The sequence below is a fragment of the Comamonas thiooxydans genome (assembly GCF_002157685.2).
GTDB lineage: Bacteria > Pseudomonadota > Gammaproteobacteria > Burkholderiales > Burkholderiaceae_C > Comamonas > Comamonas testosteroni_H.
This window is the reverse complement of sequence record NZ_AP026738.1, coordinates 2977691-3001201: the sequence shown is the minus strand read 5'-3', so window position 1 is coordinate 3001201 and position 23511 is coordinate 2977691. Positions and strand designations below refer to the sequence as shown.

The following is a 23511-nucleotide window of genomic DNA, read 5'->3' as shown; positions in this document are numbered from 1 at the left end:
TCCGAATACCCCGAGATGGGCCATATGGCACTCAGTGCCAAGTAGCTCGAAATGAACCACACGGCACGTAGTGCCATGTAGCTCGAAATGAACCACGCGGCACTTAGTGCCATGTAGCTCGAAATGAGCCACAGCAATTTTCAAGAGAAGCAATATGAGCTATCAGAAATCAGGGAACGATCTATTTATTCAGCTCGTTCAGCAATTCAGAAGCTACACGGATGCTGCGGTTCTTTGGGTCTTACTCAAAGAGCGGGGGGATATTGGAGAGATCGCCATTACGTCTGGGTCGATCACTGAAGTCGAACTGTGCAGAACCATTCCATTACCCACCGTAAAACGAACTCTCCAGCGGTTGCAAGAGACCGGATTTATCAATGTCCGCGTGCAGAAGAACACGAAAACGCTGGTGACCGTGAATCGCGATGCGGTACTCGATTTGCTAAGACAGCCCATTGCCGAGCGGCTGCCATCAGTTAGTAAGAAGCACTTTCCATTTATCGACGGTTGGAATGAAGACATCGCTAAAGAAGCTGCGCAAGTGGCAATAGAGAACGCCAGTGCCGACGAGGGCGGCAAGTCGGGAGAAGTCCCGGACGCTGGATAGACGAAGTATTTAATTTAAGGAGAAGACCTTGGCTACTGATCGAATCAAAACAGACCCCGGCTTTCAGCCAGTAATGCTGGCCGGTGTATTGGGTGCAGGTGCACCAGGCATTAAATTCGCCACCGACCCGAATTCGCCATTTCGTGACGGCTACTCAATTGCTGGTGAAGAAGCTGCTTTGGCGGCATTCATCCAGGCTGGCGCGTCTGAAGACGATCCTTTGTTTGATCGCTATGTAGAGCTGGAAGATCGCAAAGAGCAATTCCAGAAGATGCAAGCGGAGCGACGCGATCGTCGTGGTGCGGACGCGGTGGTGACGAACTCCGAAGCACAAGGCATTGATGAACTCGGGCCGCTGACGAACGAAGGCGTGGACCAGATGACGATTCACACCATCGAGGCCCACCGACTTTTTCAGGGGCGATCTGGGGAGCCTGAAAAGCGCTTGAACGCGATCATTGGTGGCAAGCGCGTTGCTTCCTCTCTGCGGAACCTTTGGGTACTGACGAGCCGTGACAACCCATATGCGGATTGGGCACTGGTACGCCATGAGTACGGCATCTCGCAAGTTCAAGAGTCGTTGCGCGCCCAAATCGCTAAAGCCGAGGAGTTGCTGGAGAGCCAGCGCAAGCGCGGCCTGAGCTTGAGCATCGTTCAGTCCGCTCGCCCTATGACCCTGAACCTAGGCTTTCGCAGCCCATATGGCTATGCGATCTCCATGTTGATCGTGGACTACGACTACTTTGTTCGTATCCAGAAAACGCTGCAGCGCAAGAACTTGCTGAGCGATGAGCAGGCGCGTGCTGTGCTGAGCGCAATGAGCCGCGCCATCCTTGGCGTGTTCTACGGCACCGCCCGATTCGACAAATGGCTTGGCCGCCCAGAGATTCGGGAACTGAGCCGCTCCGACTGGTTCAGTGCCGACCCGGAAGCGGCGAAGCGCATTCAGTTCGTGGTGAGCACGTTTGGCGCAGTGCCAGCACAAATCTACAAGGCCGAGGTGAAGCCGTCGCATTCGCGCAGACTCATCAACATCAGCGAAGCAGAACGTGCGTTGCTGCAGCAAGTTGGCGACCAATTGCAGCAGGCGCAAGAGCATGGCTCCGATGCATCTGGATCTACTGGCCCAGAAGCTACAGCCACCGCTGATTAAGACAGAGCGCAGTCGTTTGGAACTGATATTGAAAGGGATTGGTGTGAAAAGGGATCTGGAAATAAAAGGGGCTTCGCAGCACACCGGTCGTGGCCGAGTCGTCAACAACGTGCTCTGGGGTCGCCAGGCCTTGGCGGATCAGGACTGTCAAGATCGAGCTGACGTAAAGGCCCTTACGGGTAGGGGCACCCTGTCCAGATTGCGCCAGAAACTTGACGGCATTGACGCAATCCTGAAGCAGATGCGCGATTTGTCCGAGAAGTCGAAATCTGTTCCAGGACTGAGCTTCTATCTGGTCGTGCACCAGAAAAACACAACGGGCTATGTCTTTCTGCGCTGGCGCCAACGCCTGGGGTCGAACCGCCATTTGAGCTTTGAAGAGGTCGAGCAGCTTGCGTCAGGCCTATCCAGTGAACTCCGTCAATGGTGCATGGCAGCGTCCCAGCGCGCTGTGGCCTTGAATGAGGAGCACCAGCAGACGCGTGGCGATATCAAGCGTATTCGCGTGAGCGTGGACAAGGCTCCTATCTTTCTTTATCCACGCTCCCCGATTTCGACCGTCTGAGTCCGCGCCTGGGCTGACTTGGTGCAGCAGCTCTGGCATTCAACACGCACTGCAAGGAAATTGGATATGTCGCAATTGTTTATCGGCAAGGGAAACCTGGGTAGCTCTCCTAGTTTCAGGACGCTCAAGGGTGGGCCTAACGGCGAGTTTGATGTCGCCAGTATGCGTGTTCGGTTCAGCCGATACGGCCGCAACGATGAAGGTGGAATCGAAGAAGTGGGCGGTTTTTGGCGCGAGGTGGAAATCTACGGCGCGAAGGCTCGTGATGCCGCGCGGCTCCTGCGCAAGGGAGCCAGAGTGCTAGTGATGGGGGAAGAGCTTGAGTACATGGCGCGCGATGAGGCTACTGGCGGCCAGGTGATGGTGTTCAAGATCGAGGCCCAGGATGTCGCACTTCTGCTGTCGCGTGTGAAGACCATTGAGTTCGAGGCTCCACGCCGATCGTCCACGGAGCAGTCGGATGGACCCACGGGCGAAGTGCAAGAACCCTACCACGCAGGCCAGCCTGCTTAACGACCGTTTTTAACCAAGGAGCACATCTTGACTTTACATCCCGATCAACAGGCCTCGGACGACATCACATTGCTTGTCGATGGTCGATTCACCATGGTGGTTGCACCATCGCAAACTGTGAATGAGGAAAATGCACCAGCTTTCTTAGTCGTGCGAGATTCCAACGGCAAGGATGTATGTGTGGGATATTGCAAGCTCCAGTTTGATGGTACCTGGCACACGCGTCTCACGGTCACATACGATGAGTCGTCGCAGTCGGACTCTATGCTGATTGGCGACTTTGATAGTCGCGTTGATGCGGTGGTGCAGTTATGGCTTGTCTGTCATGACTTCAGCTACCAGATGACAGAATAAATATCGGTTTTCCTGTGGCGCATGCTCAGTCGCCAATTGAGTCCACAGGAGAATATGGTGCAAAAAAAATATCAATTTTTGGGGCTCGTTGTTCCCGATCCAGTCGATACGAATTTCGATCCTGTGGCATGGGCCAATACTTGCCAGGATGTGTTCAATAAAAATATCGCTCTGATCGGGAAGTCCTACGACACTTTTATCTTGAAGTGTTCCAGCGATTTTGATCCGCTTATATCGGGGCTGCAGGTTTCTGATTCAACGCTCACATGGGCGCTATGGATGGCCGAAGGTTGGGGCTATGAGTCACCAGCAACAAGAGTTGTTCGTGAGGGGCTTTGATGTTGCCTAGGCCCGTCACGATCCGCCCGCCGGATCTCCTTATCAAAGCCGTCTCGGATGGACGCAGGCTGGGCCTGCAGCTCCTGACAGTTCCAGGTGTGAGCCGTCCACTAGCAAACTACGATGCTTGGTGGAGTGGAGCTCGGCGCATGTGGCTGCTTCAAACTACCGACTCCAGTTATGCCGACGATGTGATTAAGCATGCGTTTGCTGGGCACTTCGTGGATATGGAGCAGCTCGATGTGCAACTGCGCGCCGCTGTCGCAGCTCCTGATCCCGACTACTTCTCGCAGTTGCTCGATGTGCAGATCTTCCCGCTGGTGAAGGGAGACCTGGCACGCGGTTCATGGGCGGTTAGCTTTACCTACGACCCGCTATGCGTGAAGGCGATGCGCTCGTTGGGCGGCTACTTCCACAAGCATGCGTCAGCGTGGCAGGTCAGAGCCGATCCTGAGCTCATCATGGAGCGGCTGGCCAACATTGCCGGCGTGTCGTCGGAGTTCGTATTCGTCCATGAGCAGCCAGTGGTCATCGAAGAGTTGACCACAAGCGGCAACGAAGGCTCGCCTATCAGCGTGCCCGCTGCATCGCCACCGCTGGGCGGGGGCGGCGGGCCTGGTGAAGAAGAGGGCACCGGTTTCCTGTCGACCGAGCATGGCCACGTCGATGACATGCCGTATGACCGGGTGGCCCTGGCCAGCCTGGTCGCCTGTGGCGTTCTGCGCGACTACCAGGCCGAAGGGGTCGCGCACATGCTGCGCCAATCGGGCGCCTGCATGGGCGATGACATGGGCCTGGGCAAGAGTCGCCAGACGGTGGTGGCATCCCGGATGGCTGCCGGCAGAGGCCGGGTCCTGATCGTATGCCCTGCATCCTTACGATTGAACTGGGAGCGAGAGATCAAGATGGTCTACCCCGACGCTCGCGTCGGGATGATCGGTGAGGACCGGATTTCTACGCTGGCTGGCTGTGACTGGGTGATCGGCAACTACGAACGTATGGGCGGTCTAGTGCGCGAGACTGAGCTGGAGTTCGCGGTGATGGCCGTGGATGAAGCCCACTACCTGAAGGAATACAAGAGCGGCCGCACGCGCAATGTGTTCCTGCTGGCCGCACGCATTGAGCGGTGCTTTGTCGTTACCGGCACGCCGTTGCTCAATCGTGAGATCGAAATGCACACGCTGCTACGCATTACCGGCCATCGCCTGGGAAGCCTCACGCTTGCCGAGTTCCGTAAGAACTACGCTGGCACTGCGGAGAAGAGAGCCGCGCTGGCCGCAGCCATTCAGGGGTGGATGATCCGTCGCAGCAAGGACGTGCTCAAGGATCTGGGTGACAAGGCGAGGCAGTTTGTGCCTTTGTCGGCCGAGGGGCTCGATGTCTACAAGGAGATCTATGGCGACATGACCCTGCAGGCCATGCCCAAGATCGTTCGCCTGCGTAAATGCCTTGAAGGTCTGAAGGTTCCGTACCTGGTCGAAACCGTGCAGGCCATGGGAGAGAACGACAAGCTCATCATCTTTTGCGAGTACATGAGCACCGTGGAGGCCCTTAAACAGGCCCTGGCCAGCCTCGGCGTGGGCTGTGTCTCGTTGGTCGGCTCAGATAGCTTGAAGCGTCGCCAGGCTGCGGTAGATGCGTTCCAGGGGGACGCAAGTATCAAGGTATTCATTGGCACAACCATGGCCGCGGGCGTGGGCATCACGCTGACGGCTGCCAACATCGTGGCATTTGCGTCCATGCCGTGGACGCCAGCCTTGATGCGCCAGGCTGAGGACCGGGCCTATCGCTTGGGTCAGATCCGCGATGTCCTGGTCCTCGTGCCAATCATCCAGGGCACCATCGATGAGGGCGTGCTGCAGCTGCAGGAGAACAAGCACACCACAGAAATGGAAGTGGTGGAGGCAGCCAAGAAAGCATTGCCTGGCCAACAACGAGCGGCTGTAGAAACTGTGCCAGATGAAGTTCGCGAGGAAGTGCTGGCACTTGAATGTGCCTAATCTATTTTAAGCAGCCATAAAAAATGGCCACTTAGTGGCCATCTAATATCAAACCTGCTGCAATCATTTGATTTCGAATTGCGAGCGATCCTTATCTTTGATCCAGACAGGAGGCTTGCCACGGCCTGTCCAAGTTTGACCTGTCTCAGGGTCACGATACTTGGGGTCAACAGAGCCGCGAGTTGCTTTTGCTTTCGCTTGGGGGAATATATCGTCTTGGGTCAATCCATATGTCGCGATCAAACCCTTAATCTGTTGCACGGCTGTGCCGATTTCGCTTTTACGTGCTGCTTCAATCTGGGCTTCGAGTGTTGCGCGTTGGGCCAGCAGATCCTTGTACGACACCGCAGAGTTAGACATCAATATGCTCCATTAAAATGACAGAACATATTATGAGGCATTTTAAGAGATGATGGTTGATTTGCTGGAAGCAAGGATTGCGTTGCACTCAGTTTCGGCGCTAAAATCATCGCACACTGGCTCTTCGGAGCCTTGTAGCATCTGAGTCCTTGAGAGATGCGCATCAGCTCACGCTGACGAGGACATTCTTCAACCCCACGGGATAACACAATCCCGTCGGGGACCGTGTTGCCCAACATCTAGGAGCAACACATGCATCAATCTCAACGTTCTGCCAAGAAGCCTGCGTCCTCGCCTTTTGACGTGGATCGCCAGTTGCTGGTGAACATGATCTCTCGCGTCAACGACCCCGTCGTAGCACGCATATTTCTCAACACGTTGGATATGTACCCGGATCTGAAACTTCAGTTCCTAGGTGCCTATCTGATGGCGGAAGAGACGGTCAAGCGCTCGCAGATTCGATACGCAAAGGCTCATGACTTGGGTCAGGCTACTGCGCGAATCAAGCGAAAGTGTTTGGAGTTGCTTGGTGCCCTTTGGTCACTTAGCGTTTGCTGCGCTCATTGGGCGCGTGACGCACTCCATGAGCATAAGCGGCACAAGTTCCAGCAATCGGCTAAGCCGCAAACCCCTTCTACAAACGTCATCATGCTGCCGCTGTCTCGCAAGGCAACCGGCACAGATCACTAAGCAGAAGCTCTAACCAACCCACTACCCGAAATTCGTCGGGTAGTGGGTTTTTCCAAGGACCGTCTGTAGATACGCAGGCTATGCATCAGTAAAAGCACCTTGAACTTATTTTCAGAAATATTCAAATTAATGGGAAAGCACCGGTTGCCAGCTAAGTGACTGCTTCTTTAGGAATATTCAATGTACGATTTTTTAAATCGACAACGCGGCTATCCAGGTTAGTCAGTTTCCCGATATGTCCCACACGGCTGCCAAACTTGCCGACAAAGTGAGTAGGCTGAAGGTCGCATTGGCAATAGGGTTATTCACCATTGGCACTTTGGTTTCGGAAAATTGGCGTTGCCTAAGCATACTGAGGTAAATTGCGAAAAATGCACATAATAGGAGGAGTGCGGAAATTCCCATCAGTATCGCTTGGCCGTGTAAAAGGCCTTGGCGACAAAAAATGGCAGAGTTAGCTGCCAGCGCGAGCGCAGTGCGCCGCCAAGAAAGCACAGTACGATCTTGCTGAAGTCCAGGATCTCGCATGCTAGTGAAGAAGCAGCACTCCGACCATTAGGCTTACCGCAACGAACAACATCACTATCACAGGTAGCACTATTGTGTACGGCAGCGGATAATTGAAGCGCATTGCAATCTCGTTTGTTCGCCAGCGGAAGTACGCAGTGACAGAGCAAAATGCTGCGCCTAAAACCAACATCAGCGCAGTCAGTAGTATCAGGCCTCTAGGATATGCGGGCCCCAGTTGATCTAGCAAAATACCGCTTGCCAGCAATGTAAGAGAGGTTCTGATCCAGGCCAGAAACGTACGTTCATTCGCTAGTGTGAAACGGTAGTCTGGGTCTTTTCCTTGCCGATGCCAATTAGTCAGCGCCATTTTTTCCTCGAAGTGAATATAGACGTCTTTTCGCAGGAGCTTAAGAGTGCAACCGGTAGCGTGCTAAGAGCCACTCTGGTGCATCTTGAAGGGCAAGTGGTCGAAGAAATCGGTCCAACGCATCATCCCCAACGGAAGTGGTGAATGGCGCTGTAGAAGCCGGAAATGGGCCTCCATGGTGCTGTGCACGTGTGACGGCAACTCCTGTGGGAACGCCTGAGAACAACACTCGCCCAGCCACAGCCTGCGCTGTTCGCACGAGGTGCTCTGTCGGTCCGTCAGGACAGTCTTGGCCTGACGGCACTCCCCAAAGCGTCACAGTCAAGGACCCGCCAATAGCATTTAGTACGGCGGCGGCTTCATCAACAGAAGCTACACGTACAACGAGGGCAGCAGAACCGAAAACTTCCTCGTGAAGGCGATGGTCTTCAAGAAAATCGATAGAGGTTACTTCTCCGAGAAATGGCCCGGGATGCGGATGGCGTGCGTTGCTACTATCCACGAGGACTTTAAGCTTGGCGATGCTGCGCCAACGACGGATACCATCTTCAAAGCCGGCCCTGATACCTGTCGAAAGCATCCCATGTGGAGATAAGGCGGACAGGCAAGATGCTAAGGCGTGTACAAAGGCATCTCCTTGCGCGTCTTGGCCAACCACGATTACACCGGGGCTTGTACAGAATTGACCGGACCCCATGCATATAGAGTTAGCCAGTGCCTCGGCTAATGATGCTGCTTGATTACCTTCGAGGGCTGACGGCAATACTACCAGGGGATTGACTGAGCCTAATTCACCGTAGAAAGGTATAGGGCGTGCTCGGGCACCTGCCACCTTAGCCAGCGCCATGCCACCCCTGAAAGAGCCGGTGAATGCGACTGCTGCAATAGCGTCCGACTCGACAAGCATGACCCCTACATCCGTAGAGTTGCCATGGACAAACTGTATAACCCCTGGAGGCAACCCTTGCTCCCTCACCACCTGCTCTGCCAAAATTATTGTGGCTCGGGATAATTTAGGGTGCCCAGGGTGGCCCTTGACTACCACAGGGCATCCGGCCGCCAGCGCCGATGCGGTATCACCACCGAGCACCGAGAAAGCAAATGGAAAATTGCTTGCAGAAAACATGGCGACTGGACCAATGGGCACCCTAATTTTGGTCAAGCGCGGTCGACTTGCTGGTGGCGCACCGCTTACTGCTGCATCATTGCTTGCGTATTCGCACACGCCGTCACGCAGCAATGCAGAGAAGCGTCTCAGTTGAAACGTTGTTCGATCGAGCTCGCTATGCAGCCGTGGCAATTCGAGTCCGGTTTCGTTGTTTGCTAGGGCAATCAGCGTATTGCGATGAAGCTCAAGTGCGCGTGCAAGAGCTTCTAAAAAGTCCGCTCGAGCGTGTGAATTCAGCAACGAGAATGGGATGGCAGCGGCAGCCGCACGTCCTACTGATATATCGATTTCTTGCTTACTGGACTCTGGGCAAGGCAAATATTGCTGTTCGCTGGTATGTAGGTTTACGGCTATAGGTTCCAACATTTTCAGATTTCCATCACGATGAGCTGGGACACGTCCGGTTCGCGCTGCGTTGCGAAGAATCTTTCAAATTTCAGTGTTTCCATGTTGAATATGCCAAGCTTGTCGTTGTCCTGACTCACGAAGGCAAGTGGTCGCGTAGGGTGGTAGCTCAACGCAATGGGGCGTGCTTCCATTGGGATATGTGTTAGTTCCTGAAGCGTTTCGGGATTAATGATGGAAAGGCTGCGCTCTCCGTAGTTGGTTACCACCAGCCTTCCATCCCTGAATTGGTAGAGGCGAGTGGCGTCTTCTCGTGATTGGGCACTACGGATGACTTTCATCGTATCGACATCAATAGCGCTGATTGTGTTGCTCCATCGATTGGTGACGAACAGCGTTTTTTCGTCAGCACTCAGAGCGTAACCTTCTGGTTTTTCACCAGGCGAGCACGCGATCGGCGCAAAGGTTGCATCATGAGGTTTTAGTTTGGTCACTGTGTGGGACAGAAGGTTCATAGAAAAGGCCGTCATTCCGTCCCGTGTCAAAGCAAATAGGTGGCTTTTTATGCCTCCCGTTGGCACCGCACGCCGGGGTGCAGTGTCGGTTGCTGGCTTCTGGATAACGACTAGTTGCGCGCGCTCTTCACTTAGAGCGTAGAGTCGGCCCTTCTGATCCATTTGCATGCCATGCAGCCGATTGAACGGTGAGATGTCAATAGTGCGAGCTAATTTCCGATTGGGTAAATCGATCTGAAAAATTCTTGTCCCGCCGGCACCAGGATGGCCAGAGGTTTCAACGCCATAGTGGCCGACATACGCAAACTGCCTTTCCTCGTCAACCACGAACTCGTGAGGGAAGTCTTCCAGCTGAATGCTGTGCAGGCGTTCACCGGTCGAGATGTCGTAGTAACTAAAGCAGTGGCTGCATTTTTCTACCAACAGAAGGATTTCGCGGATCATTTTTAAAGCTCTTCGGTGTTGAGGACAATCAAGTAAAGCGAGGTGCTCGCAGCGATGTAAAGGTGGTTACCTTTTGGTCCACCGAATGTTAGATTTCCAACCTTTTCTGGCACAGGAATGCGTCCCAATAGGCTTCCTTCAGGTGTGAAAACCTGCACAGAGTCTTCCGAACTTGTGTAAATCCAGCCGTTGTCGTGAACTCGAAACCCATCTGGCAAACCAGGGTTGACTGTCGCGAGAATCCGCATGTTTTCCAGTGCATGCCCTTTGACGTCGAATGCGACAATGTGATGGTTACCTTCGCCTGGCCCCTTGAATGCTGCCGAGGTGTCGCTAACGTAAAGTAAGGACTCGTCGGGTGAAAAGGCCAGACCGTTGGGTTCCTCAACCTCCGCGGTGACTGCGTGAAGGATGCCTGTGGACGGATCGAAGCAGAACACGTAGTTGGCATCCTGCTCCCTGGGGGCTTGGTGGCCTTCGCGATCGCTCAAAATTCCATAAGGTGGATCGGTGAACCAAATGGTGCCATCGCCTCGAACAACCAAGTCATTGGGTGAGTTGAGACGACCTCCACGGTACTTGTCGATGACGGTTTGGTCTGGGGTCTCTGCTTGTATCCGGCCAGCAGCCAGTGGCGTGCGCATGATTGCCCTTTGACCATGGGAGCAATGCAGCAGGTCACCATTGACATCTCGCGTATGGCCGTTCGTGAACTCCACGTTGTCTCTCCAAACTGTCATGCCGTCAGTGCGTGACCAGCGAAGCATACGGTTGTTTGGAATGTCACTCCATAAAACAGATTCGTCTTCTGCAATCCACACAGGTCCCTCGCTCCAGCTGGCCCCTGAACACAGTTTCTCCAGTGACGCTCCGGCAAAAGCGCGGGCGAATCTGTTGTCAATAGTTTCGATGGGTTCCACAAATGTCTTTCAAAGATGACGGGTACCAGGGCGTTCGCGGCGAATGCCCCATCCGATGACGGGCATGTTGTTTCCTGGATGTGTGTCGTCGGGACCCCAAATGGCTTGGTAGGTATCCAGGCAACGTCCATTGGCCTGGAGTTTTGCGCCTACGCATGCCAATCCCGCCCACCACAACCCAATTCCAATCCACATCCAGCGAGGTGCATCTGCTGTCCAGAGTCCCAGGTACATAGTGCCGGCGGCTAGTAACAACGCCATATAGCCGAGACCTTTATGGAAGCGCTCAAAGTGCACGCGCCTCGGCGTCATGTCGTAATGATCCCCATGGAGATCTATGAACTGGCCGTCGGAATCTATTCGAGGGTCTGTCGGTCCGCCCTTTGTGCCACGCAAATTTCCGACTAAGACTTGCAATAGACCTGACACTACGATGGTCCAACCCATCCATTCATGCATCTGTCGAGCTAGACCACTATATGAATCATGGTTCAGCACAAGCAACCCAGCGATAAGGCTCGCGGCAACCGCGGTGTAATTCAATGCACGATGCCAAGTCCACCAGGTCTTGTTGTCCAGTTGATGTGGCCATTGTTGCCTGGGTGTCACCTTGAAAAATCTGGCTATGAGTACAGCCAATGGAATCGCGACGCCCCAGCAAAGCACCATGATTCGTCCATGCCAAGCGACTACAGGTTGGATGAGGTGTTCAGTTGTTCCACTAATGGGCGTCAATAGCCAAGCAACGAGTTCAGGCACTATCAGCTCCTGTCAATGTCCATCGCTCATCAGCTTTATTGCTTCCCCGGGGATCGGGGTATAGCTGCTGCCGCCCCGGTTAAGGATCTTTTCGACTCCACCATGCATGCGAATCAAAGCTGCTTGGTCGTGTTTAGCAGCCAAGTCCATAGCGACTGGATCGCAGATGATCTCGAGTTCGTGCTGAAAATTTTCGAGAACGCTCGACATTGTTGCGTCTGTCGCCAAGTCGATGACCTCGTCTGGATCTTGGGCGAGATTGAACAGCTCAGGCTTCAACCCGGTGTAGTGGATGTATTTGAAGTCACCCTTGCGCAGCATATAGGCGGCACTCACGCCACCTGCTGCATGGTATTCGCTGAACACAGTTCGCTTGTCATCGTATGGCTTGTCGGCTATGTCGAAAATGGAGCGCCCAGGCAGATCTTTGGGGGTTAGGTCTTCTGATCCAACCGCTTGCATGAATGAAGGGAAGCAATCCACGTGCGAAACTGGTGTTTTGACTCGCCGCCCAGCCTGGATACCAGGGCCGGAAGCGATCATTGGAACTCCGCATGACTCTTCATACATCGTCGATTTTCCCCACAGGGCACGTGATCCCAGGTTGTCACCGTGATCTGATAAGAACAGCACTCGAGTGTTCTGAGCGAGGCCTGTCTCCTCAAGTGCATGCATGATCTTGCCTACGTTTGAGTCGAGGAAGGAACAGAGGCCGTAATAGGACGCGATGGCGATGCGCCTGTGCTCGTCGCTTTCAAAGTACGAGTCAAACCCGTAACAGTCATTCCAAGCCTTTATCCAAGGGTGATAGGGCACTCGCTTTGACGGCAGAACAATGTCCTTTGCCGGATACATGTCGTAGAACTCTTGTGGAGCAATTAGGGGCGAGTGAGGCGCCATAAAGGAGCTGTACAGTACCCACGGCTTGTCATGCCTTTTTTTCCCCGCTGTTCGAAGCCAATTGATCGTTTTTTCAGTGATGTCGCGGTCGTAACGGATATAGCTGCTTTCCCCGGGGCCGATGCTTCTTGCTAAGTCCGCAGATTGATGACGAGTAGGAAGTGGATCGCGGATCAACCCGAAAAGGTCACCAACGCCGGCTTCAATATGCATTGGAATGATTTGCTCCGTGAAGCCACCATCAATGTCCTCGCCGGTGTAATGAAGCTTGCCAATGGAGGTGACGAGGTGGCCTGAATCGCGCAGTACATGAGCCCAACTAGGCATCGAGCCGTCATATGCGATGGCATTGTCCCAGCATCGGTTGTCATGCACGTACCGGCCAGTAGCGAACGCTGCTCTTGCTGGCACACATATAGGTGAGCTGGAATATGCCCGCTCATATGTGGTTCCACCAGACGCCAGCCTGTCTAAGTTGGGCGTTTGGACAACTGGATGGCCGTTGTATCCAAGCACGTTCTTGTTGTGCTCGTCGTCCATGATGATTAGAAGGTTCTGTGCTTCCATTATTTGGCCTTGAGGTTGTTGTCGCGTACGACTTTTTCCCAACGTGCTGTTTCTGTTTCCATGGTCTTCGACAACTGCTCGCTGTCGCCTGTGGCAGGTTCGGCGCCAGCTCGGGTGAACTGGTCTTTGATATTTGGCATCACGAGAGCTTTTCGCAGGGCAGCTTCTAGTGCCGTACGAATAGGTATTGGTAGATTGGCTGGTGCGAGCAATGCATGCCAGTTGTCGATTTCAAAGCCAGACAAGCCAACTTCCGCAGCTGAGGGGACTTCTGGCATCGTTGAGGTCCGTTTCGATGACGTCACCATAATTGGAGTGACCCGGTTTCCCTGCGCTAAGCTGGTTGCTGCTGGGATGCCTGCGAATGCCATCTGGACTTCGCCAGCTGCAACAGCGGTCATTGCGGCTCCACCACTCTTGTAGGGAACGTGAGTGAGCTTGGTGCCAAGGGGTTTTTGCAGCAGTACTCCGGCGAGATGCTGCGGCCCACCTACACCAGGCGATGAGAAATTGAATTCTCCAGAGGCTGATTGCTTCACCTTCGCTTGCAGCTGTGCAAATGTCGTGGCACCAAGAGAAGGCGTTACGACTAACACCAAGGGAACAGACGCCACCATTCCAATGGGTGTGAAGCTCTTGAGTGGTGCATACCTCACTGGGTAGAAAGACGGTGCTAGAGCAATGTTTGACACAGTGCCCATCAACAATGTGTATCCATCAGGGGGAGCTGACGCGACAGCTTGCGCTCCAATGGTTCCCGCTGCTCCAGCCTTGTTGTCGATGATGACCGCCTGCCCCAAAGTGGTCCCCATTTCGCTGGCAACCAGACGAGCCAGTACGTCGGGGGCGCTCCCTGCTTCGGAACCAACGACAATCTTGATTGCACGCGATGGAAATTTATCGCCGGCAGAGGCAACCCCTGCTGCGAAAATTGTGACGATAGCTGCTGCGTGGCGAGTGTTATGCAGTAGTTTTGATTGCATTTTTGTCTCCTTTGGTTAGTTTTTTTCGTTGATCTGCTACTTCAAATTTACCAACGCAGCACTAGCGGATCCAGCCGGCGTGCGATGTCCAGCAGTTGACGGCGCACCTCGGGATGCAGGGGTGGCCAGGGCGCGCGCGGTGCATCGCAGGTGATCACACCCCCAGCTTTCATCAGCGCCTTGGCCGCCAGAAAGCCGGCCTGACGGTTCTCGTGGTTAATCAGCGGCAGCCAGCGCTGGTATTGCTCGAAAGCCTTGTCCTTGTCGCCGTTGCGGTGGGCTTCGATGATGGGGCGAATGCCGTCGGCAAAGCCACCGCCGGTCATGGCGCCGGTGGCACCGGCCTCCAGGTCGGCCAGCAAGGTGATGCCTTCCTCGCCATCCCATGGGCCTTCGATGGCTTCGCCGCCCAGGGCGATCAGCTCGCGCAGCTTGCCGGCCGCGCCGGCCGTTTCCATCTTGAAGTAGCTGACCTGCTCGATTTCCTTGGCCATACGGGCCAGGAAGGCCGGTGGCAGCGGCGTGCCGGCGGCCGGGGCATCCTGGATCATGATGGGAATATCGATGGCGTCGGACACGCCCTGGAAGAAGGCCTGGATCTGTGGCTCACCGAAGCGGAAGGTGGCCCCGTGGTAGGGCGGCATGACCATCACCATGGCCGCGCCCATGTCCTGCGCACGGCGGCTGCGTGCGGCGCAGATCGCGGTGCTGGCGTGAGTGGTGGTGACGATCACCGGCACGCGGCCCGCCACATGTTCCAGCACGAGGCGGGTGAGGATTTCACGCTCCTCATCGGCTAGCAGAAACTGCTCGGAATAGTTGGCCAGAATGCACAGGCCGTCCACGCCGGAGTCAATCATGAAGTCCAGGCAACGCTTCTGGCTGGTCAGGTCCAGCGTGCCGTCCTCGTGAAAGGTGGTGGGCACAACGGGGAAGATGCCCCGGTAACGGGGATTAGAGAGTGCTGGCATGCTGCGGCTCCTTACTCGATGATATGGAACTGGTCGAGGTACTCGGTCTTGAGCGTGAGGCCCAGGCCCGGCACGTCGTCGCGCAGCTGCAGGAAGCCGTTGTCGGCCACCGGTTCGCCGTCGAAGATGTACCAGAACAGCTCGTTGCCCACTTCCACATCGAAGATGGGGAAATACTCGGCCATGGGCGAGGCCAGGGTGCTCATGGTCAGGTGGTAGTTGTGCATCTGGCCGGCGTGCGGGATCACGGGCACGGAATAGGCTTCGCACAGGGCATTGATCTTGTGCGCCGCCGTGATGCCGCCCACGCGATTGGTGTCGTACTGCACGACGGAGACGGCCTTCTTGTCGAGCAGCTGCTTGAAGCCGTAGAGGCTGAACTCGTGCTCGCCGCCCGAGATGGGAACGATGTTCATGGCGTTGAGCTCGGCGTAGCCGTCGATGTCGTCGGCGATCACGGGCTCTTCCAGCCAGCGCGGCTCGAACTTCGCCAGCTTGGGCAGCATGCGCTTGGCGTATTCCAGGTTCCAGCCCATGTAGCACTCCAGCATCAGGTCGGTGTCGTAGCCGATCACTTCACGGATGGCTTCGACGGACTTGAGGTTCTCCTTCACACCTTCTTGCAGATGGGCGGGCCCGTAGCCAAAGCGCATCTTGAAGGCCTTGAAGCCCTGATCCAGGAATTTCTGTGCCTCGTCCTGCATCTCCTTCAAGTCGGTACGGTAGAGCTTGCTGTAGTAGCAGGGAATCTTTTCCTTGGTGCGCCCGCCCAGCAGCTTGAACACGGGCTTGTTCACGCTCTTGCCCAGAATGTCCCAGATGGCCAGGTCCACGGCCGAGATGGCGGCCATGGTCACGCCCTTGCGGCCCCAGGCATGGGTGGCGCGGTACATGCGCTGCCACAGGTATTCGTAGTCCCAGGGGTCCTGACCGATGACCAGGGGCGCCAGGTACTCGTCGATGATGGCCTTGGCTATTCTTGGTGCCAGGGCCACATTGCCCAGACCGATGATGCCGTCATCGGTTTCGATCTCGACCACGGTCCACGAATGGAAGCGGAAGGTGCTCATGGACTCGGTGTTGGAGTACACCAGATCCATGGCGTTGGAGCAGAAGTTTCCCTGGGGCGGAACGGTCTTGCCCTTCCATTCATAGACACGGGCGCGGACGGACTTGATCTTCATACAGACCTCGGAAGAAAAGAGTGAGTAGGACAGGCGGCCCAGGCCGCCAAGAAAACGGGCTCAGAGGGCTGGGGCAGCCTGGCGATCGCGGTGGGCAGCCCCCATGCGCGCGGCAATCTGCAGCGCCTGCCAGGTGGCCTCCACATTGGCCTTGCCCTGGCCTGCGATGTCGTAGGCCGTGCCATGGGCCGGCGTGGTGATGGGAATCGGCAGACCGCCCTGCACCGTCACCCCGCGCGAGAAGCCCAGCAGCTTGATGGCGATCTGGCCCTGGTCGTGGTACATGGTCACGATGGCCTGGTACTCGCCGGCCTGCGCCTTGAGGAAGATGGTGTCGGCCGGGAACGGGCCGTGGAACGGCGCATCGCTGGGCCAGTCGCGCGCCTGCAGGGCCTGGACTGCGGGCGCGATGATGTCGATTTCCTCGCGGCCGCAGGTGCCGCCGTCGCCGTTGTGCGGGTTGAAGCCTGCAATCGCCACCTTGGGCGCGGCCACGCCGCTGGCTCGCAGGGCGTTGTAGATCAGCTCGGCCGCCTGAGTGATGCGCTCCACGCTCAGGTAGCTGGCCACATCCTTGAGCGGTACATGCGAGGAGATGCGTGAGGTCCACAGCTCGCCCAGCGTGTTGAATTCGCAGAAGTAGCCCTGGGCCCCCAGGTACTCGGCGAAGTGGTGCAGCTCGTCCTCGTGGTGCAGTCCGCCCATCTTCATGGCCTGCTTGTTCAGGGGTGCAAAGCATATGGCATCGATATCGCCCGCCAGCGCCGCATCCATGCAGCGGTTGAGCACCTGCAATACCGACTTCCCTCCCGCTGCGCCGACTTGGCCTTGCACCACATCGCTGGGCGACACTGTCTCCATGGCGATGAAGGCGGGCAAGCTAGCGTCGTAGCGATGACGCACTTCGGCAAGGTTCTCTGCGGGCACGGTGGCAACCCGTACGCCGGCTACGCGCTGGCCTTTTTCCCACAGCCAGGGGTCTCCGATCAGCACGAGGTTGGCATGCTGTGTGGCTTCGGGTTTGGAAAGGAGGCGAGCAACGAGTTCGGCGCCGATGCCAGCAGGATCGCCAAGGGTCAGCGCGACAACGGCTAGGTTCTGCTTCATATCGTCTCCATGAGTAGGTTGTCTCGTTGTAGGTAGCCTGTCTTCAGGCGTTTTCTCGGTATCTGGCGCTAAAAACCCTATGTATGTGATCAATCTTACGGACTACACTGATTCCAAACTACTGAAAAAATGGCAATAGTTGATTGCAAAAATGGAATCAAGTACTTTCTCGCCAACTCCACCTGCGCAGCTGCTAAACCGCCTTCGAATGCGTCAATTGGTATTGCTTTTGACGATCGCGGAGCAGGGGACTCTGCGTGGAGCCGCAGCTGAGCTTGGCATGACACAGCCAGCCGCCACCAAGATGTTGCATGAACTCGAAACGGCCATGGGTCACCCACTGTTTGTACGGATGGGGCGCCGGCTGAAGATGACGGAGGTCGGTAAGTGCGTGACCTCCTACTTTCGCGGTGTTCGAGGAACATTAGAGGCCATGGCTGCTGAAGTGCGAGAGATTCAACGCGGTGGACCGCTATTGCTGCGGGTGGGAAGCATCATGGCCGCATCCCCAGAGCATTTGACGAATGCCATACTGAAAATCAAAGAAGAGTATCCGCGGCTTTCCATAATAATAGAAGTCGGAACAAGTAATAAATTGATGGAGTATTTAAATGATGGATTAATTGACTTGGCGATTGGTAGGTTGCCAATAGATGACCACTCTAACTGCATATTTCAACCGATGGCAGCAGAAGAGCTCAGTATAGTGGTAGGTCCTCACCATCCACTTGCAGAATTTTCGAATATTAGTTTTCATAGTTTGCTCGGGTACCCCTGGGTTCTGCAGCCGAAGGGAAGTCCCATGCGCGATGTCGTCGAGCAGGAATTTAGTGCTAATCATTCAGCGTTACCGTCGCCATTGATTGAGACACCATCGGTTTTGACAACAACAAACCTCATAAAAAAGTCAAATTTAGTTGCTGTGATTTCCAAGACTATTGCGGAACAATATGAATCTGCAGGAATTCTTAGAATTATTCCATACAGAATGAAACACGAATTGGCATTGTTTGGAACGATAATTAAAAGAGACAGGCCGGTCAGTATTTCTGCAGCTAGGTTTATAGATTTACTCCAGATGCAAAAAAATCAGTTTGACAGCAATGTATAATAAATTAGTTAAGATCATTGAAAATTTTTGTGTACGGCGAGGTAAATTTTTCGGAGAGGTCTTTTGTCATATTTTATTTTCAGAATATATTCTATGTAAATTCTATTTATGCATGGCTCTTAGTAATGCTCTTTACATCGATAGTAGGTGCCTCTATCGAAAACAAATCAGAAACACTCAGTTTTTAAGCTGAAGCATAAAATCACCGCAGACTGATTGATAACCAATTTTCGCTCAACGATAGGATGATCTACTGAGCTTTCCTTAAATATTTTAAGTTGATTTCTTGCTTCGTACATGTGGTAATATTTTCCGCAAATGGAAAAACTGGGAAAATTTAATCTATTCTTTTTTGTTATCTATTCTTCTTATCGAATCTTGAAAATTTTTAAAACTGCACTTCACCATATTAGATTTTTAATAGATTTAATGTTATTTAGTATATTATTACTCTAGGCAGACTTTCTACTTCAAGGTATTAAATGCCTTAACAGTCGAAATATTTCTAAGATTGGTTAAATAGATCTTTCAATAGTATTTTCAAGAGCCCATAAAAATGGCGTGAGCCACTCTAAACGGAACTAAAAGAATGTGTTGGTGTATAGAAGTCTATCGACTGCTGCTAGACGAAATCACAGTATCTCTATGATGCTGTGCTGCTTCGTTAAGCTTCGACGTCCCCCCATTTTCAGTAGCACTGGGCTTTGGAGTCCGGGGATTAATTTAACGGGTTGTGCATCAGCCTTTGGGCATAAGCTGCCGGCGTCAGTCCGCCAAGGACCTTCTTCGGCCGCTCCTCGTTGTATTCCCGGCGCCAAGCCTCGACGATCACGCGGGCATGTGCCAAGCTGGTGAACCAATGTTCGTTCAGGCATTCCTCTCTGAAGCGGCCGTTGAACGATTCGATGTAGGCGTTCTGGTTGGGCTTGCCAGGCTCGATGAGAAACAACTGAACACCCCTGGCGTGGGCCCAGTTCAGCATGGCTCGACTGCAGAACTCCTTGCCGTTGTCAGTTCGGATCGCTTTGGGCAGTCCCCTTGTGATGGCGAGTTGATCCAGGACGCGCACCAACTGGTTGCCACCCATTGCTCGCTCGGCCACGATGGCTACCGCCTCGTGGGTCGAATCATCGACTACCGTCAGGCTCTTGATGCTGCGTCCTTCTGCCGTGCGGTCAAAGACAAAATCCATCGACCACACTTGGTTGGCTGTTACCGGACGCTGTAGCGGGTGGCGATCAGCCTGCGGGATCTTCTTGCGCTTGCGTTTCCTTACTTGCAAACCAGCCTCGGCATACAAGCGCTCCACCCGTTTGTGGTTGACGATCTCACCAGCTTGCCTGAGCTTGAGATAGATCATGCCGGCGCCGTAACGGCGATGGCGTTGTGCCAGAGCGATGATCTTGTCCTTCAAGGCACCGTTTCGGTCTTCAGCGGGCTTGTAACGGTAGGCGCTGGCGCTCATGCCGATCACGAGCAGTGAGCGGCGTTCGCTGAGCCCGCAGCCCATCATGTGGCGCACCAGCTCGCGCCGTGCAGGTGCGCTCACCACTTTTTTCTCAAGGCTTCTTTCGTCACCTCGTTCTCCAGCATGGACTCGGCCAGCAGCCGCTTAAGACGTGCATTTTCAAGCTCTAGCTCCTTGAGCCGTTTCGCGTCCGAGACGCTCATGCCGCCGAACTTGTTACGCCAGAGGTAGTAACTAGCCTCAGAGAAACCGTGCCGACGGCACAGCTCTGCCACTGGCAGTCCAGACTCCGCTTCTCGCAGGAAGCCAATGATCTGTTCTTCTGTAAATCTCTTTTTCACGTCCAATCTCCTGTCTTCGGGATTGGACTCCAGAGTCAGACGCTACTCAAATCCGGGGGGACGTCGGCTTTACTGGTGCTTTTGATCTGATTGATCACACCGATCGAGATTAGCCAACTGTCAACACTGTTTGACGAGTGCATATCTAGCGTTTATTCTCATGCCTCTGAACGCCCTTGGGCACACATAGATGGCTGAGTGTTGATTTCCACCCAGTATTGACCCACTAGCCCCCGGTGGGGGTGCGGACAAAAACTTGGACTACCAGGAGGTAGTTCATGTACTCATACGCAGACAGGATTCGTGCAGTTGAGCTTTACATCAAGCTTGGCTTGCGTGTCAGAGCCACGATTCGCCAGTTGGGGTACCCAACCAAGAACGCATTGAAAGGCTGGTATCAGCACTACCTGAAGCATCAGGATTTGCCAGCAAGCCAAGCTCCAAGAGCACCGAAATATTCGCTGCAGCAAAGGCAGGTGGCTATTGCTCATTACCTCGCCCATGATCGCTGTATTGCTGCAACGATGAGGGCCGATCCCAAAACGCCGAGCTTAGAGGTGAGAGCGGGAAATGCAACCTCCTAAAAAAGCGCGCCAAGATACTCTGGAAAGGTTAAAAGCTAACTCACGTCCAGGAACCACAAGAAGGAGATGCTCAATGCGCCTGAAATCGATAAAGCGCCTGCGGATTCTTGACAAGTAGGTGTTCAAGAAGATTGGAGCTGTTAGCTATTTCAGACAGTGCATCAACTAGTACTCCATCGTCGGGAATGTGCGTGTGATTGGGGTGGGGCCAGTCTGTCCCCCAAACACAGCGCTCTGGAAAGCGCTCTACAAGTATGCGTGCCAGTGCTATTCCGTTGCGGTAGCGTTGCTGCGGAGGTGCATTGGCATCAATACGGTCAATTCCACTTACTTTCACATAGAACTGGCTATTGTCTAGCAGTTTGAGAAGTGCTTGAAAATCAGCATGGCTAGCCCCGCGCGTAGCGTCCACGCGTCCCATATGATCAATCACTACCGGTACATGGCTGCGCTGCAGGGGCTCGGCAAGTTCATGAATCAGTTCGCTTTCAAAATGCACCTGCAAATGCATCCCCACAGCGGCAAGGCGTGGCGTAAGCGCTAAGACTTTGTCGACGGTAACCCCCCCGTCGATATGTCTCATGAAGTTAAAGCGCACGCCGCGAAAGCCCACCTGTGCGAGGCGTTGAAGCTCGGTGTCGGGGATGTCTGGATCAACCAGTGCAACACCGAGGTAACGCCCCCCTCCAGCAGCAATTGCATCCTCAACAACCCGGTTGTCCGTGCCGTGTGTGATCGACTGAACGATGACACAACGTTCGATGCCCATTTGACGATGCAAGGCAAACAACGTCTCCTTAGGCGCCTCAACTGGAGTAGCCCGACGCTGGGGGTTGTAGGGGAATCGGGCAACAGGTCCTAAAACATGGACATGGCTATCGCATGCCTGTGGGGGCAGGCGCAACTTTGGTGCCGTCGGGTGTTCCAGGTAGGTACGTACAGGGAGAGCAAAGTCGGAGGTCAGGGCAGACATACAGGTCAATGGTGAGTTGAGCAGGGGGGGAGCGCTTAGGCGTCAATTGGTACACCATGAAGCTTTGAACCTCGGTAGTGTTAGGCCATTAGCGAGCTCATAGGGCAGGCATGTAGGCGGCTCCAAGCACTACCCCATTGGAGGAGCAGCGATCGAGCTTGCGACGGCTGGCTCGCTCTGGTTGAGGGTGCTTGCGTGCTTCAATGCGAGATGTTGAGTGCCACCAGGAAGCGAGACACCATGTTGTAGGCCGCTACTGTCGCCACAAGTTCAACCACCGTCTGAGGATCGTGGAGTGCGTTGATGCGCTCCATCAATTCTTCTGGCACTTTGACATCGCGTGTCATGCGGTCGGTGAGTTCCAGTAGCAACAGCTCTTGCTCAGTGAAGACTCCTTCTGGAGTCGTACTTTTGAGCGCGTCAATCTTGTACTGCGGAAAGCCGGCTTTGAGTGCGTGGGGGATATGTGCGTCGAACTCGAAGGCTGCATCGTTCAAAACGGCAACTCGAAGAATGATCATCTCGCGCAGGTCTGCCGCAATCCCTGTTCGATTGCGCACGGCGGTCAACATAGCCTCCCATCCCGCAGCAATCGGTGCGCTGTTGAGCAATGCCTGATACAGCAGTGATATGCGGCCACGTTCGGACTGTATGCGTGCTTCTACCTCAGCTAGTTCAGGTTTCGAGCCTGGTACCACCAGGGGCACGCGAATATGAGAGGTTGTCATTGATCTGCCTTGATGTTGCGGGACTTGATGATGGCGCCCCATTTATCCGTATCCGCCTTCAGCAGAGCGGCTAGTTCCTGGGAGGTAGAAGATTTCGGTTCTGCGCCCCCTTGCAACAACCTAGCACTGACATCTGGATTCGCGATCGCGGCACGCACCGCTTTGTTCAGTTGCTCGACGACGGCGGGAGAGGTCTTTGCGGACACGAACAAGGCATACCAGTTATTGGTGTCGACAGCCTTGATACCTTGTTCTTCGAACGTTTTCACGTTTGGAAGCGAAGGATGTCGCTTCTGTGCTGCTAGCCCGATGGCTTTCAGACGTCCCCCTTGGACGTGGGGCATGATGGCTGCGACGTCTGCAAAAACGCCCTTTACCTGTCCACCCATGATGTCGGTCATCGCTGGTGCCATTCCTTTGTAAGGGACATGCAGGAACTTCGCCCCTGTGGACTCTTCCAACTGGATAAGAGCCAGGTGAGGGATGCTGCCGGATCCTGAGGAAGCCATGGGTGTTGACTCCTTAATGCCCTTCGCATTTTTTACGAACTCCGCTGCATCCTTTGCGGGGTCCTTAGAGCTGACCACCAACACTTCTACGTTGTTTGCCACTAGGGAAACTGGTGCAAAGTCGCGCTGTGTGTTGTAGGGCGCCTTTTCCTGCAATGACGGGTTGATTGCTGCGGCCCCCACACTGGTGATCCATATAGATGTCCCATCGGCTTCTCCTCGCAGAGTCTCCATTGCGCCTAATGCACCATTTGCACCAGGCTTGTTCTCCACGATCACTGAGCGTTTGAGTTCGCGTCCTAGCTGATCAGCCAGGGTACGCGCAACAAAATCGACAGGACCCCCTGCGCTGAAAGAGGTGATGATGCGCACGGGTTTTCCACTGGACTGCGCATAACTGATAGGTGCCAGCGAGAGCGCTGCCGCCGCGATGAGGATGTGTCTTTTGTTCACGAATATGTCTCCTTGCACTGGCA

25 protein-coding genes and 1 pseudogene are annotated in these 23511 nt (G+C 54.5%); 10 read left to right on the top strand and 16 right to left on the bottom strand.

The genetic code is table 11. The annotated features are described in order from the left end of the window. The first annotated feature begins 154 nt into the window (after positions 1-154). From CTR2_RS13775 to CTR2_RS13745, 7 genes are all read left to right on the top strand, one after another. The gene (locus CTR2_RS13775; RefSeq protein WP_003054949.1) at positions 155-607 is read left to right on the top strand and encodes a hypothetical protein; all 453 of its coding nucleotides are present in this window, start codon (positions 155-157) and stop codon (positions 605-607) included. A gap of 28 nt (positions 608-635) precedes the next feature. Further along, positions 636-1760, top strand: coding sequence for a PFL_4669 family integrating conjugative element protein (locus CTR2_RS13770; RefSeq protein WP_254913340.1), 1125 nt, complete (start codon positions 636-638; stop codon positions 1758-1760). Further along, positions 1714-2325, top strand: a complete 612-nt coding sequence (locus CTR2_RS13765) for a hypothetical protein (protein ID WP_254913341.1) — start codon at positions 1714-1716, stop codon at positions 2323-2325. Before CTR2_RS13770 ends, CTR2_RS13765 begins: the two co-directional genes overlap by 47 nt. Positions 2326-2391: 66 nt before the next feature. After that, positions 2392-2838: a single-stranded DNA-binding protein gene (locus CTR2_RS13760; RefSeq protein ID WP_087083347.1), complete on the top strand. Its 447-nt coding sequence runs from the start codon at positions 2392-2394 to the stop codon at positions 2836-2838. Between the two features lie 27 nt (positions 2839-2865). After that, positions 2866-3192 carry a hypothetical protein gene (locus tag CTR2_RS13755; protein WP_087083349.1) on the top strand — a complete coding sequence of 109 codons (327 nt, stop codon included), beginning with the start codon at positions 2866-2868 and terminating at the stop codon, positions 3190-3192. Positions 3193-3246: 54 nt separating this feature from the next. After that, the gene (locus CTR2_RS13750; RefSeq protein ID WP_254913342.1) at positions 3247-3531 is read left to right on the top strand and encodes a hypothetical protein; all 285 of its coding nucleotides are present in this window, start codon (positions 3247-3249) and stop codon (positions 3529-3531) included. Between the two features lie 149 nt (positions 3532-3680). Then, positions 3681-5531 (top strand): DEAD/DEAH box helicase, encoded by a 1851-nt coding sequence (locus CTR2_RS13745; RefSeq protein ID WP_087083353.1) that lies wholly within the window; start codon positions 3681-3683, stop codon positions 5529-5531. Between the two features lie 63 nt (positions 5532-5594). Here the strand turns inward: CTR2_RS13745 and CTR2_RS13740 are convergent, their stop codons facing one another. Next, positions 5595-5891 carry an H-NS histone family protein gene (locus tag CTR2_RS13740; RefSeq protein ID WP_003065080.1) on the bottom strand — a complete coding sequence of 99 codons (297 nt, stop codon included), beginning with the start codon at positions 5889-5891 and terminating at the stop codon, positions 5595-5597. Between the two features lie 252 nt (positions 5892-6143). Here CTR2_RS13740 and CTR2_RS13735 point away from each other — a divergent pair, with 252 nt between their 5' ends. Further along, positions 6144-6581: a hypothetical protein gene (locus tag CTR2_RS13735; RefSeq protein ID WP_087083355.1), complete on the top strand. Its 438-nt coding sequence runs from the start codon at positions 6144-6146 to the stop codon at positions 6579-6581. Positions 6582-6803: 222 nt separating this feature from the next. On the opposite strand, the gene CTR2_RS27555 is transcribed toward CTR2_RS13735, so the two are convergent. Genes CTR2_RS27555 through CTR2_RS13685 form a run of 11 tightly spaced genes read right to left on the bottom strand, consistent with a single transcriptional unit; the run spans position 6804 to position 17321 of the window. Then, positions 6804-7109 (bottom strand): DUF202 domain-containing protein, encoded by a 306-nt coding sequence (locus CTR2_RS27555; RefSeq protein ID WP_087083358.1) that lies wholly within the window; start codon positions 7107-7109, stop codon positions 6804-6806. Between the two features lies 1 nt (position 7110). Further along, a complete protein-coding gene (locus tag CTR2_RS13730; RefSeq protein ID WP_087083360.1) occupies positions 7111-7458 on the bottom strand; it encodes a YidH family protein in 348 nt (115 codons plus the stop codon). Between the two features lie 40 nt (positions 7459-7498). Then, positions 7499-8992 carry an aldehyde dehydrogenase (NADP(+)) gene (locus CTR2_RS13725; protein WP_087083362.1) on the bottom strand — a complete coding sequence of 498 codons (1494 nt, stop codon included), beginning with the start codon at positions 8990-8992 and terminating at the stop codon, positions 7499-7501. A 2-nt stretch (positions 8993-8994) separates the two neighbouring features. Then, entirely contained in the window at positions 8995-9930 is a 936-nt protein-coding gene (locus CTR2_RS13720) for a YncE family protein (protein WP_087083364.1), read from the bottom strand. A gap of 2 nt (positions 9931-9932) precedes the next feature. Further along, complete coding sequence (locus CTR2_RS13715; RefSeq protein WP_310220480.1) at positions 9933-10850, bottom strand: SMP-30/gluconolactonase/LRE family protein; 918 nt, start codon at positions 10848-10850, stop codon at positions 9933-9935. Between the two features lie 9 nt (positions 10851-10859). Next, on the bottom strand, positions 10860-11609 hold the full coding sequence (locus CTR2_RS13710) for a cytochrome b561 domain-containing protein (RefSeq protein WP_254913343.1): 750 nt from the start codon (positions 11607-11609) through the stop codon (positions 10860-10862). Positions 11610-11621: 12 nt separating this feature from the next. Beyond that, positions 11622-13076, bottom strand: coding sequence for a sulfatase family protein (locus tag CTR2_RS13705; protein WP_087083368.1), 1455 nt, complete (start codon positions 13074-13076; stop codon positions 11622-11624). After that, complete coding sequence (locus tag CTR2_RS13700; protein WP_254913344.1) at positions 13076-14059, bottom strand: Bug family tripartite tricarboxylate transporter substrate binding protein; 984 nt, start codon at positions 14057-14059, stop codon at positions 13076-13078. Before CTR2_RS13700 ends, CTR2_RS13705 begins: the two co-directional genes overlap by 1 nt. A gap of 47 nt (positions 14060-14106) precedes the next feature. After that, positions 14107-15030, bottom strand: a complete 924-nt coding sequence (locus CTR2_RS13695) for a dihydrodipicolinate synthase family protein (RefSeq protein WP_087083370.1) — start codon at positions 15028-15030, stop codon at positions 14107-14109. Positions 15031-15041: 11 nt separating this feature from the next. Continuing rightward, positions 15042-16214, bottom strand: a complete 1173-nt coding sequence (locus tag CTR2_RS13690; protein ID WP_087083372.1) for an L-rhamnonate dehydratase — start codon at positions 16212-16214, stop codon at positions 15042-15044. Between the two features lie 60 nt (positions 16215-16274). Next, entirely contained in the window at positions 16275-17321 is a 1047-nt protein-coding gene (locus CTR2_RS13685; RefSeq protein WP_087083374.1) for a 4-hydroxythreonine-4-phosphate dehydrogenase PdxA, read from the bottom strand. 151 nt (positions 17322-17472) lie between these two features. On the opposite strand from CTR2_RS13685, the gene CTR2_RS13680 reads away from it, so the two are divergent. Next, positions 17473-18432 (top strand): LysR family transcriptional regulator, encoded by a 960-nt coding sequence (locus tag CTR2_RS13680; protein ID WP_087083376.1) that lies wholly within the window; start codon positions 17473-17475, stop codon positions 18430-18432. Positions 18433-19150: 718 nt separating this feature from the next. Here the strand turns inward: CTR2_RS13680 and CTR2_RS13675 are convergent. Further along, positions 19151-20241, bottom strand: a protein-coding gene (locus tag CTR2_RS13675) for an IS3 family transposase (RefSeq protein ID WP_140401035.1) whose coding sequence is annotated in 2 segments (ribosomal slippage) — positions 19151-19983 and positions 19983-20241 — 1092 coding nt in all. Because the reading frame shifts where the segments join, the coding sequence is not laid out codon by codon here. A gap of 278 nt (positions 20242-20519) precedes the next feature. On the opposite strand from CTR2_RS13675, the pseudogene CTR2_RS13670 reads away from it, so the two are divergent. After that, positions 20520-20774: pseudogene (locus CTR2_RS13670) on the top strand (IS3 family transposase); the annotation flags it as partial. A gap of 121 nt (positions 20775-20895) precedes the next feature. Here CTR2_RS13670 and CTR2_RS13665 read toward each other — a convergent pair. From CTR2_RS13665 to CTR2_RS13655, 3 genes are all read right to left on the bottom strand, one after another. Then, a complete protein-coding gene (locus CTR2_RS13665) occupies positions 20896-21798 on the bottom strand; it encodes an amidohydrolase family protein (protein ID WP_087083380.1) in 903 nt (300 codons plus the stop codon). Positions 21799-21998: 200 nt separating this feature from the next. Continuing rightward, entirely contained in the window at positions 21999-22526 is a 528-nt protein-coding gene (locus CTR2_RS13660; RefSeq protein ID WP_176391647.1) for a carboxymuconolactone decarboxylase family protein, read from the bottom strand. Next, positions 22523-23488: a Bug family tripartite tricarboxylate transporter substrate binding protein gene (locus CTR2_RS13655; protein WP_087084599.1), complete on the bottom strand. Its 966-nt coding sequence runs from the start codon at positions 23486-23488 to the stop codon at positions 22523-22525. The genes CTR2_RS13660 and CTR2_RS13655 overlap by 4 nt, the downstream gene beginning before the upstream one ends. Between the last annotated feature and the right edge of the window lie 23 nt (positions 23489-23511).